This is a genomic window from Methanospirillum sp. (assembly GCF_028679455.1).
Lineage (GTDB): Archaea > Halobacteriota > Methanomicrobia > Methanomicrobiales > Methanospirillaceae > Methanospirillum.
Map to the genome: position 1 here is coordinate 1 of NZ_JAJRBM010000046.1, position 11,057 is coordinate 11,057.

General features: G+C 45.9%; 8 protein-coding genes and 1 pseudogene. 6 read left to right on the forward strand and 3 right to left on the reverse strand.

All coding sequences use genetic code 11. The features are described 5' to 3' along the window. Window positions 1-188: pseudogene (locus LUQ50_RS01310) on the reverse strand (NADPH-dependent FMN reductase); the annotation flags it as partial. A gap of 153 nt (window positions 189-341) precedes the next feature. Between LUQ50_RS01310 and LUQ50_RS01315 the strand changes: the two are divergent. From LUQ50_RS01315 to hmdC, 3 genes are all read left to right on the forward strand, one after another. Continuing rightward, window positions 342-848, forward strand: a complete 507-nt coding sequence (locus LUQ50_RS01315) for a UPF0254 family protein (protein ID WP_300035012.1) — start codon at window positions 342-344, stop codon at window positions 846-848. A gap of 205 nt (window positions 849-1,053) precedes the next feature. Continuing rightward, window positions 1,054-1,734 carry a hypothetical protein gene (locus LUQ50_RS01320; RefSeq protein WP_300035015.1) on the forward strand — a complete coding sequence of 227 codons (681 nt, stop codon included), beginning with the start codon at window positions 1,054-1,056 and terminating at the stop codon, window positions 1,732-1,734. Between the two features lie 107 nt (window positions 1,735-1,841). Beyond that, window positions 1,842-3,359 (forward strand): 5,10-methenyltetrahydromethanopterin hydrogenase cofactor biosynthesis protein HmdC, encoded by a 1,518-nt coding sequence (gene hmdC / locus LUQ50_RS01325; RefSeq protein ID WP_300035018.1) that lies wholly within the window; start codon window positions 1,842-1,844, stop codon window positions 3,357-3,359. Window positions 3,360-3,415: 56 nt separating this feature from the next. Here hmdC and LUQ50_RS01330 read toward each other — a convergent pair whose 3' ends face one another. Together LUQ50_RS01330 and LUQ50_RS01335 are read right to left on the reverse strand one after the other, a co-directional pair. Further along, window positions 3,416-5,872 carry a response regulator gene (locus LUQ50_RS01330; protein WP_300035021.1) on the reverse strand — a complete coding sequence of 819 codons (2,457 nt, stop codon included), beginning with the start codon at window positions 5,870-5,872 and terminating at the stop codon, window positions 3,416-3,418. Window positions 5,873-6,386: 514 nt separating this feature from the next. Next, window positions 6,387-7,451: an alpha/beta hydrolase gene (locus LUQ50_RS01335; RefSeq protein WP_300035024.1), complete on the reverse strand. Its 1,065-nt coding sequence runs from the start codon at window positions 7,449-7,451 to the stop codon at window positions 6,387-6,389. Window positions 7,452-8,389: 938 nt separating this feature from the next. Here LUQ50_RS01335 and mcrB point away from each other — a divergent pair. Genes mcrB through mcrG form a run of 3 tightly spaced genes read left to right on the forward strand, consistent with a single transcriptional unit; the run spans window position 8,390 to window position 11,008 of the window. Beyond that, on the forward strand, window positions 8,390-9,691 hold the full coding sequence (gene mcrB / locus LUQ50_RS01340; RefSeq protein ID WP_300035027.1) for a coenzyme-B sulfoethylthiotransferase subunit beta: 1,302 nt from the start codon (window positions 8,390-8,392) through the stop codon (window positions 9,689-9,691). A 1-nt stretch (window position 9,692) separates the two neighbouring features. Next, complete coding sequence (gene mcrD / locus LUQ50_RS01345) at window positions 9,693-10,229, forward strand: methyl-coenzyme M reductase operon protein D (RefSeq protein ID WP_300035030.1); 537 nt, start codon at window positions 9,693-9,695, stop codon at window positions 10,227-10,229. 8 nt (window positions 10,230-10,237) lie between these two features. Next, window positions 10,238-11,008: a coenzyme-B sulfoethylthiotransferase subunit gamma gene (gene mcrG / locus LUQ50_RS01350; RefSeq protein WP_300035032.1), complete on the forward strand. Its 771-nt coding sequence runs from the start codon at window positions 10,238-10,240 to the stop codon at window positions 11,006-11,008. The last annotated feature ends 49 nt before the right edge of the window (window positions 11,009-11,057 follow it).

Below are 11,057 nucleotides of genomic sequence, written 5' to 3' on the forward strand. Positions count from 1 at the left end.
ATCATGCACTGGTCATGATTTCTGCAGAAGTAAAATTCTCTACATGCGGTGATACCGAGAGAAGGAGCATCAATTCTGCGAACTTCACATCCCGCATCACGAGCCCCGGATATTGCTTTTTCTAGCAGGAGTGCGGTATTTCCCTCAGGTAAGGGGCTGCCAAGGAGTGCTGCTATGACTGGTTTCATGAGATAGGTGTTATCGGGGTAGGTATTTTAGTATAACGATCAAATAAATTCGTAATATTTCATCAGAATATATAGGGTGTTATCGGGATTGACTATTTCTAAATATCCAGAGTATCTCGCGTGTATACCCATAGATACCATACACAATCGATCATGATGAAGACTCAATTGATAAAAATCGCAACTGCGGAATGTTTTACTCACGGTATCGTCGCCCGGGAGATCCATGCATTTGCACGGGGCTATCCGTTGAATCATCCCTGGCAGGTGAACTCGGAACATTATCATCTTTCTCTGACAGCCGGAATGTTTATCCCGACACTTTCGGGAGTTCGAGATCTCCTCATGATTGATCCGCTTCCTCCGGTCGAATCTCCGGATGATATCAAGATTTATGATCAGGAACAGGATCTGGCTATGGCGATAAAGATGGCTACGGAAGTGAGGCGAATCACGGGGGCCCAAATTGGGATAGGAACATCTGCAGGTATCGGTACCGGATGCATAGCCCTGGTCAGTGATGGAATCACTATCACCGATACCACTGAAATTCATGCTGATCTCCGAACTTCAAATCCCAGCAAAATTATGGAACGACAGAAATCCGGAGTTTCTCATGCACTGCTATTATTGGAATTAGCATTGCAGAAATATTATTAGAAGATTTTTTGTACAAGCCTTTTGATCTCCAATCCTGATATCGTGGGGGATGAGGCTTTGCCGAAGTAACACGTATTTTATCTTCGTAATAATAAGTGTACTTATATGCGCTCATCACATTTGATGAAGGTCTGGTTTTTGGAGAATATTTGCAATCCTGATTCTTGTCGCGAACAGGAAAGGAGTTCCTCGGTAAGGGTGATGAATGATGATTGAAGCACTTTCGATAGATGAACTTGAGCGGCTAAAAGAGCCCTGGGGAGAGGTGACTCTGGTAGGTTTGGGCCGTCTGGGACTCCGGACTGCTCTTACGCTTATGCAGGCACATCGTGGTGGTCCAAAACGTATTGTGGGCATTGACGGTCAGATTATCTCTCCTGATGATCTCATCTTCAGGATGATGGGGGCTCATGCCGGAGAATACAAGGCAACATTTCTCCAGAAATTAGCCACTTCAGGTTTTTCAAAAGAGATCACTGGTATTACGTCCTATATCTCTGATGCGAATATGGACGATCTGATCGCCGGTGATGTGGTTTGTATAGAAATTGCCGGTGGTGACACGCTGCCACTCACGGTAAAAATTATACAGCATGCTCACCGGATCGGCGCAATCACCATCAGCACCATGGGTGTTTTCGGAGTCGGTGATGTTGACGTGCACGTTGTACCGATTGAAGAGGCAGATCCACAGAATCCTATCGTAGAGTACCTCCAAAAGAATGGGATCACAAACCACACCCTGATTGGAACCGGGAAATTAATCCGTGACTGGGAACCGGTTATTCCCCCGGTTCTTGACCGTGTTTCTCTTGCCATCAGTTCAGAGATATTGAGACAATTATATCAGAGAAGGATTGCTCTATCTGATCCTGTTCACCTCTGAATGGGCTCTTGATCACACGTTTTTCATTTTAGTAAGAAAAAATATGTAAAAGATATATGCACGTCCCACGTATCTCTCATTCATCGTACAGCTTATCAGGAGCACATATGCAGGACCTAATTCAAAAAGCGGTTTATGATCGTGATGCAGCATGGGAATTGTCAAAATCTCAAAAAAATCCTTTGGACATCGTGCAATTTGTCTCTGAACTGGATCGCGATCAGGCAATGCAACTCGGCATGAACCTGAAGCGGTTTCCGATGGGCTGCGACCTCACCGAGATCATGGCAGGAACATGTGCATCAGATCTCGAAAAGAACGATATTCTCGGGAATTGTATGCTATCAGATTCTATTGGTGCATCGATTCATGTCTGTGCGTATGCCTTCGCAGATATCGCTGAATCGTATGGGATGCGGGGTATTGATCTGCTCAGAGAGGTGCGTGAGGTTACCGAAGTCCCTCTTGATCTGGATCATTTTGGTTCTAACGGCCCGATGCGTCTTTCAAAAACCATCAGTAGTTGTCCGGGTGAGTGTTACCACCAGGGACCTCCCTTTAAGGGCTGTCCCAGAAACAGGATACATTCAAGACTCCTGGAGAAAGAAGAAGACGGAATTTCAGATAAAGAAGAATGGATCAAAATCTCCTCTTCAGTTGCAATAAATCTCACCTGCGTTCAGAATGCGGAGGGTCATGCAGCCCCATTAAAGGAAGCAAAGGACGTTGCCCGTCTGGCAAAAAAGTATGGAAAAGGAGTTGAGGCCATTATGTTCATCGGGGATGGATATAATGACCTGATAGAAGGTTTTTCTGCAGGACTTGAGATGGGCGTTGACGTGTTTGTCCTTGAAGGAGGTCCCTTTAATTGTGCTCCGGACCGGCTCGATGCATTTGCTCGTGCGGTTGCCATGGCCCGAATTTTGGCACCCGGTAAGATTGTTGCCACGAATGGTGCGTATGAGGATGAATGCAGAATCGGACTACGTTCCGGCCTGAATGCAATCATATCAGGGTTTCCCAAGAATCACCATGGATATATGTGCGGATATGCTCCGGGAACTGCCAGGAGAGGCAACTTTGGTCTCCCGCGAATCATGCAGATTATAAAAGAAGAAATAGCCGGAGGCTTTACTAACGCTCCGATACAAAAAGGGGAATTAGAAGCACTGGCAAGAGCAGTGAAAATCGTCGATCCATCGCGAGTATATCCCCAGAAGATTGGGTACACATTTGTTGGTGATGCTCACTGGGTTACGCTTCCGTCAACACCGCTCTATAACCGTGTTGAGGTGAAAAAGACGGTATCTGATCTGGTATCCATGGCAGCAGGAGGGTTCATCGGAGACAAGGTTGCGCTTCTCGGAGGCAGGTTTGTCTCCTGGGTAGTGGCCAAAGAGCTTGACGGGCTTGTAGACGAGATCATCATCAGTGATATCGATCCCTGGGTTGAGAAAGTCACTGTCGAAAATTTGAGATCAACGCTGGAAACCGAGGTTACCAACGGCAACTCACAGGATCTGAATGCGTATCATGCTGCAAACTCTGCCATTGTCAGTTCTACTATCCCTTCGGTTGTTAATGGCATCACAAAGAGTCTTCCCGGGTGTATCAGTTTGATCTGAACCTGGGATATGTGTTTAATTTTTTCAGGTTTGCAGAGGATCTGGTGTTCAGGGTCCTATGGGTGATAGGAACATGATTCAGGGGGGACACGAAGCAGGAATTTGGCTCCGGCTCCTTCTGTTCCGCACTCACTGATCTGAATGCCCGTTAACGCCAGAATCTCTCTGACCAGGAAAAGCCCGAGGCCGGTATTTGTGCCATAGCCCCGTTCAAATATCTGTTCTTTCTCTGATTCTGCAATTCCCATACCATTGTCCTCAATAATGAGATCTAGTCCGCCAGTATCATCCCTGATTCCTGTGATGGTAACGCTCGTCGCATGTCCTCCATGTCTGACTACATTATCTATCAGGTTCCAGATAACCAGGTAAAACATGGCATCTGCATACACACTGGCATCAGGAAGTTCGACGGTGATGGTAATCGTTGGAAATCCTGCCCTTATTTCATCTGAATGGATAAGAGAAGATAAATCATCCCAAACAGGGTCTGAATTGCCAATCTGCTCGTACTCTTTTGTGAATGCGATAATATTCTGGATCCTGGTGCATATCCTTATGCATCTCCCGCACCAGTCCTTAACATTCAGATCCTGTGTCTCAAACCTGATGAGATTAATATAGCCGATCAATGCAGTCAACTGATTCCTGATATCGTGCCTGGATATCATCGTCAGCGTGTTGAGTTTCTTGTTTGCCTGCCTGAGCGACTCCTCGATACGTTTCTGACCGGTGATATCAACCATGGAGGTGAGAACGGATCGATACTCATCATTCTTTCGTGGTACGACCCAGTTCAGGTATATGTCCCGTTCCTCCTGATTCGGAAGAATCAGATGATCATAGGCTGAAAATGACTCCTTTTTTTCTTTGATGCAGGTACAGGCCTCAAGAAATAATGACTGTGCAGCTGCGGTAGCGCCCAGAATTTTCATGGACTCCTGTGGTGATGATATATCAGATCCCAAAAGACGGTATGATTCCTGGTTCATTCCGGTGAGTCTGACCTCTCTCATCAGGTTTGTAATCATCCCTGGATCAAGGCAAAAATCATCATCAGATACTTCTCCTCCCTGGTTCCAGTCCTGAAGATGCTGATACACACCTGAATAATCATTTTCAAATATCGCTACCGGAGCATTCTCAAAAAGCATCCTGAAACGTTCCTTACTTCGGTTCATCGCTTCAGTTGCAGCATATCTTCGTTCTTCAGAACCTATTGCTCCGATAAGGAGTCTGATAAATGCATCACAGAATGAGGACTCTTCTTCTCCACAAAAAGTAAGGACAATATAACTTCCTTCAGAGGGAGTAACATCATACTGATGAGTATACCAGGAAACAGGAAGCACAAGAGCTGAGTTTGTTCCCTGTACCGAGATGATGCTTCGTAGTGTCTCTTCATCATCGGCATGGCCTTCAGCACTATGAATGCAGATAAAATCAGGTGCTCGTACTTGCTTTTTGATATATCCTGCACCAATAGCACCACAGAACCGACAGGCGAGTGAAAGTATCGAGTCAATATTTTCTTCAAAATTCGTCCCGAATCTCATCATACTATCGGCGATAGCAGAGAGTTGGTCTCGCAGAACCTTATTCTGTACAATTATGGAACGTCTGCGGGTAAGGTCACGGATAATGACTACCGCACCTTCAGGAGAACCGCTAGATCCTGTGATTAGAGAGATTTTCTCCCAATATGTCTTTGTACTCCCGTCAGGAGTTGGAACTGTTCGTTTTCCAATGATAAGTGTGCTGGTAGAGAGGGTGATCTCGTATCCCTCAAGATGATCAGAATCATGGTCGAGTAATGAATCAACTGCCATATGCCGGGAAATTCCCCCAAACATCAAAGAATATTGTTGCCACCCGGTACCGATCATTGAAGATTCATCAGCACCGGTCATCTCCTGAACCGCTTTGTTCCATGCGATGACACATCCATTCAGATCGACGGCAAATGCAGGTTCGGGAAGATTATCAAAGAGTGTGGCTCCCAAAGATGACATGGGAGAGCCAGGAGAATTGGATTTCAGTTTGTTGAGCAGGATCTCCTTTTGTATAATTGCCGCAAGTTCTGTAAACATTGCACGAGGATCTGCAGTTTTGTGCAGATAGGAGGCTGCCCCGGCATTAAGGGCCTGTAACATGACTGCATCATTGCCTCTGCCGGTCAGGAGGATGAACGGGAGTGAGATGCCCCGCTCTCTAATTAGTTCCAGTAGTTCAATGCCGTTCATCTCTGGCATTTCAAAGTCAGAGACTATGGCATCAAATCCGGCCAGGTCCATTCGGGATGCTTTCAGGGGATCAGATTCGGGGACTACCTCAAAATTCCCCATCTTCTTCAAAAACAAGGTTGAAATATCTAATATCAAAGGATTATCGTCAACATGCAGAATACGAATTACTGGTTGTCTGTGGATACCTGTGGTAGGGGGGTGGTCAATAATTTCAGGTTGGCGAGGAGGTCTGGGATTATGGGGTTCAGATGTGGTAATACTACTCACTCCGTATGAGATATTTTTATATTGGGCTTGGACTTGTGTATTTCACTTTATGATCGAACGGGAAAAATTTGTAATACCCATTATAATATTCGTGACATATGATACTACGTACTTGTATCAGTCTCAATAAAAGATCTCTGAATTCATCGGTTCAGCATTGTATGCTTTCGTAAATCAGATGCTGATTTATCTTTCCTTCAAAGGAGGAATGTCGATTTGAAATTAAGTGGGCACGCGTTATTAATTCTTTTAACGTAACATTTATTCAGCATATTGCCGATATGTATGGGAGAAGGTAAGGGCAAGCGGATGTTCATCATCGGACGAGGGCACTCCTGCACACCACAGATCTTCCGATATGATCTCACACCAGAGTCTTGAACGTGAAGTCACACAGTCCAACCATTTCGTAAAAATAAGGGGCCAACCCTTTACCTTTTCATTAAAAATCCAGTCCCTGATAACCTGACTGGCTGAATCGTCCGGATAAGGTAGGAAAAACAGATTCTACGGATTAACTCGTTTCCTTGGACGTAGTTGTTGTCCGATGATTATGGTTGAGTGCAGAACTTTTTTTTACCGAATCCTTCTCAGTCTCTTCAAGTCCATACACTCGTTTGATAAATCCAATGTATTCATTGAAAATCCGATTATCAGGCTCATATGAAAACGATTTTCCGGTGATGCGGTCCTGCATATGCATTCCGACGGTTCCCGGTACAATCCTGAACCAGTGATCCCGGTCTTCAAGGATGATCCGTTCAGGTGAATGAACAACCTGTCTGATTGATTGTTCAATGGAGGTTGCATTCCAGACCGATACATCAAGATCTGATGCTCCATGGATAATAAGGGTCGGTGAAGTAACAAACCTGAACATCGCCTTGGGTGTTTCATTCCCGGTAAAAAGCATGCGATCTAATGGAATATCCAGCGATTGGGAGTTATTCTGAAGATGGATTCGGGTTCGGTTTCTCCGGATGGCATGAAGGATAGAGCCGATATTTTCTGCTATCAACTGTGAGCAGGGATCAGGAATGATTGCCTCTTCTCTCTCTTCTTTAATATTTCTGGCCTCAATAGGAAGGAGATACTTCAGAGAGAGAATAACTTCAAGGTCAGAATATATTCCTCCTGCGAAGATGAATGCCCCCGGCCTGATTCCATATGATGCCAACTGACAATGGACATATCCACCGAGGCCATGGCCGATAAAGATCATCGCTGACGGATCCCAGGAATTTTCCGGATCAAGATTTTTGAGAGCAGTGAGCACTCCTTCTGGTCCTGCGGATTGCGAGAGGAGGGCATCATCCGGTCTTGGGATCCCGTCCTCATGCGATGAAAGGCGAAGAGTATAGATCCCCTCACTGGTGAGAGCAGTTGATAGTTCATGAAGAAATATGCCTTCATTGAGCCATAGGGCTTCTGGAATTCCCGGCCCGCAGTGAGGAATTATTCCATATGACCAGTCTCCACAGAGAATTGCAAGCAACGAGCCTGGTAATGGGTGTTCGGGCTTTTCCAGTATCCAGTGAGGAGAAACCGGATTTACTAGTTGAGAACTTTCAGTACGCATAATTTGTATTCACTTGATAATACTCAATCACATATTGGTGTGAAGTATTGATATTTATTTCTTCATCACCTGTAGATGCTGGATCCTAACTTTCACGATGTACGACGCGTTCACGAGTAATCGTATTCCTCTTAGTATCGATCCATGGGGGAGGTCACTGTTGCTACAAATATGCATATTCGTAACATTTTTAATGACGTGAGTCCCACTAGTACTTACGATTCCGGTGGGAGTGAAAACTCCATCTTTGCACTCCGGATCGGCAAAAGGGAGTGAGCGGGAATTCAATGTCATATCAGATATGATACTTTAGTCAAGAGAATCGCCTTTCTGATTATGTCATCACCTCAACTACTTTCTCCCTGATTATGTGTACTCGTAGGGAAACTGTTGTCACAATCTGTGCGTTCAGATGATAAAAACCTCCTGCGGCTCCTGTTCTTGGCTTTTCGTATTGTCGAATCGGCAGCTGAAGGGTTGACTGGAATTATCTCTCATTTCCATTGAGGCTGATGCGAAACAAACGTACCCTTCTCTTGGTTTTCTATGCTCCTCATAATCAAATACAAATCTGAAATTAGTCTTATATTATCATTGTATTCGTCGACTTGTGCGTGCTTTGCATAATTTTTGCCCAGGATACTTCATGGTGGAAATGAACATGATTCTCACGGTAAGGGGGAGTAATCGTAAGCAATTTCTGATTTGCTTGTATTTTTGCGAGGGGGTCGGAGGATTGCCTCCATTCAGTGTTTATTTGAAAGACAGAAGTGCTTAAATATCTCCCTGCAAAAACAATTCATCATACTAAGTATTACGAATACTAAAAATTTAATAATTTTTTAATACTGTGATGTGCCAACTTTCTTCCAGCTCAGTACCCCTGTGGTTCATGGGCAGTCACTTCACACCGACATTACTTCGAACTGGATGAAACCATGACCAAATATCAGGATTCCATCGATCTCTATTCAGATGATGGAAAACTTCTCAAAGGCGGTGTTATGCTGGATAAGATCCATCCGCTCCTTAATCCGGCAACACTGAAGATCGTAGATCTTACCAAACGTACCATCAATGTTAACCTTCTCGGCATAGAACAGGCCTTAAAAGGTGCAAAACTCGGGAAAGGGAGAATACTGGGGAGAGAACTGAATCTCCCCATCATGGAACACAAAGACGCCCTCATTGAGCGGATCCATGATATGGTACAACTGGAAGAAGGAGACGATTCGAGCATCACTGAGTTTAACAACGGAAATCTCCTGCTTGTAAGGGTTCCAACCCGCAGGCTTGTTGGTGCATCAACTTATGATGCAGCAATCACCTCTGTTGCATCGGCCGTCACGTACGCAATTGTGGATGAGTTTGATGTCAGTCCCTTTGACGCATCCACCGTGAAGGCAGCAGCCTGGGGTTCATATCCTCATACCCAGGATATGGAAGGTGCTCTCGTCACCTCGATCCTGACCATCCCTCAGAATAACGAAGGGATCGGATATGCACTCAGGAATATTTCGGTTAATCACTTTGTAATGATGACCGGGAGAAACGCACTCCAGGGAGCTGCACTCGCATCAACCTTTGAAACGACTGCTATCTTCGAGATGGGATGTGTCGGGCCGTTTGAACGGAATCAACTTCTCAGTTACGGCTACCAGGGCCTGAATGCAAACAATATGGTCTACGATCTCGTGAAAGATAACGGCCAGACCGGCACTGTCGGAACTGTTGTTCAATCCCTGGTAGAACGTGCTCTGGAAGATCGCGTTATTAAACCCGGAAAGAAAGGAGGATATTTCCAGTTCTATGATACTGATGATCCGATGCTCTGGAATGCCTATGTGTCGGCAGGAACCCTTGCAGCGACGATTGTAAACTGTGGAGCAGGACGGTTCGTTCAGGCAGTATCAGCAACCCTGCTCTACTTCAATGATATGATTGAACATGAGACCGGTCTGCCAAGCAGCGATTTCGGGAGAAATATGGGTACCGGAGTCGGATTCTCGTTCTTCAGTCACTCAATCTACGGTGGTGGAGGTCCGGGAATCTTCAACGGAAACCACGTGGTTACCAGGCATGCATCAGGTGTTGCAATCCCCTGTGCCGTGGCGGCAGCTGCAATGGATGGCGGAACACAGATGTTCTCGCCTGAAGGGACATCAAAACTGATGGGAGAGACATACGGCACGATGGATGTGTTCCACCGGCCTATCCATCAGATTGCAGAAGGTGCGTAAGATGTGTGACGAATCTTCAGCAACCCAGGCAACCTACCCGCAGATTAAGATCGTCTCAATCAGGATGATGAAACCCGAGACAACCGAGAAATTGCTCAATCTGGTTGTCAAAGTTCCAGGAGTCAGAAGAATTCTGCTGAGAGGGCAGAACATTCCAAAAACAGTTCCTTACGGGCCTGCCCGGGGGATTGAGAACAAGACAAATTTTAAGACCGGAGTATCTGTTGCAGGAACTGATGTTGATATCAGGTTGATGGTTGGGGATGTGATTCTCGAACTTGAAGAACCATCGGTCGCTGATCGGATCAAAGAGACCTGTGATGAATTTTTTACGAATTTCGGGTTTTATATCCAGAAAGGGACATTCATCAAACCTTCTCCGTCCATGGTGGATTATGCAAAGTACGGCCCGAATGTAGAACCAGAACTCGTAGGGATGTTAGATCCAAAACGAAAAGACCGGATGGTTCTACTTGGGCGGCACAGCGAAAGATCAGGCCTCGCCAATGCGTGTGAAAATAATATGCTTGAAGGGTAGGTGAAAAAATGACCTATACTCCCAATTACGGACCCGGAACCTCTCTCGTCGCAAAAAACCGGCGAAAACAGATGGACCGTGGATACACCCTGAAAAAGATGCGAAATATCACTGATGAGGATATTGTCCTTATCCTCGGACATCGTGCTCCGGGTGAAGCCTATCGGAGCGTACATCCGCCGATTCAGGAGACAAATGAACCTGACTGCCCGATGAGAAAACTGGTGAAACCAACTGACGGGGCTCAGCACGGTGACCGGGTCAGGTATGTGCAGTTCGCTGATTCCATGTACAACGCTCCTTGTCAGCCGTATCAACGCACGTACTCTGAGATGTACCGGTTTCGGGGCATAGATCCCGGTACCTTATCAGGAAGGCAGATTGTCGAATGTCGAGAACGGGATCTTGAACAGTACTGTACAACCCTGATGGAGACCGAGATGTTTGATCCTGCACGGGTCAGCCTCCGGGGAGCCACGGTGCATGGTCACTCACTCCGGCTCTCTGAAGATGGGATGCAGTTTGATGCGATCCAGCGGTGTTCGCTCGGGAGTGACGGAAACGTATACTACGTAAAAAACCAGATCGGAGTTCCCCTGGACCGCCGGGTTCCGGTTGGAAAACCATTGGATGATGACTGGCTGAAAGAGAACAGCACGATCTTTCATTCCCTCCTGGGCAATCCGCTTCGTGAAGATCCAGAATACATCGAGTACCTGCAGCGGATCCATACCCTCAGAACAAAATATGGGTTTATGCCCAGGGAGAATAAACAATGACCCATGTTGAGAAGTCACAGAGAAAATTCCTCAAAGCTCTCAAGGAAAA

What these genes read in the sequence shown, in the direction of transcription:
- LUQ50_RS01315 (WP_300035012.1), top strand. Translation starts at nt 342, where the DNA reads ATGATGAAGACTCAATTGATAAAAATCGCAACTGCGGAATGTTTTACT.
- LUQ50_RS01320 (WP_300035015.1), top strand. Translation starts at nt 1,054, where the DNA reads ATGATGATTGAAGCACTTTCGATAGATGAACTTGAGCGGCTAAAAGAG.
- hmdC (WP_300035018.1), top strand. Translation starts at nt 1,842, where the DNA reads ATGCAGGACCTAATTCAAAAAGCGGTTTATGATCGTGATGCAGCATGG.
- LUQ50_RS01335 (WP_300035024.1), bottom strand. Translation starts at nt 7,451, where the DNA reads ATGCGTACTGAAAGTTCTCAACTAGTAAATCCGGTTTCTCCTCACTGG.
- mcrB (WP_300035027.1), top strand. Translation starts at nt 8,390, where the DNA reads ATGACCAAATATCAGGATTCCATCGATCTCTATTCAGATGATGGAAAA.
- mcrD (WP_300035030.1), top strand. Translation starts at nt 9,693, where the DNA reads ATGTGTGACGAATCTTCAGCAACCCAGGCAACCTACCCGCAGATTAAG.
- mcrG (WP_300035032.1), top strand. Translation starts at nt 10,238, where the DNA reads ATGACCTATACTCCCAATTACGGACCCGGAACCTCTCTCGTCGCAAAA.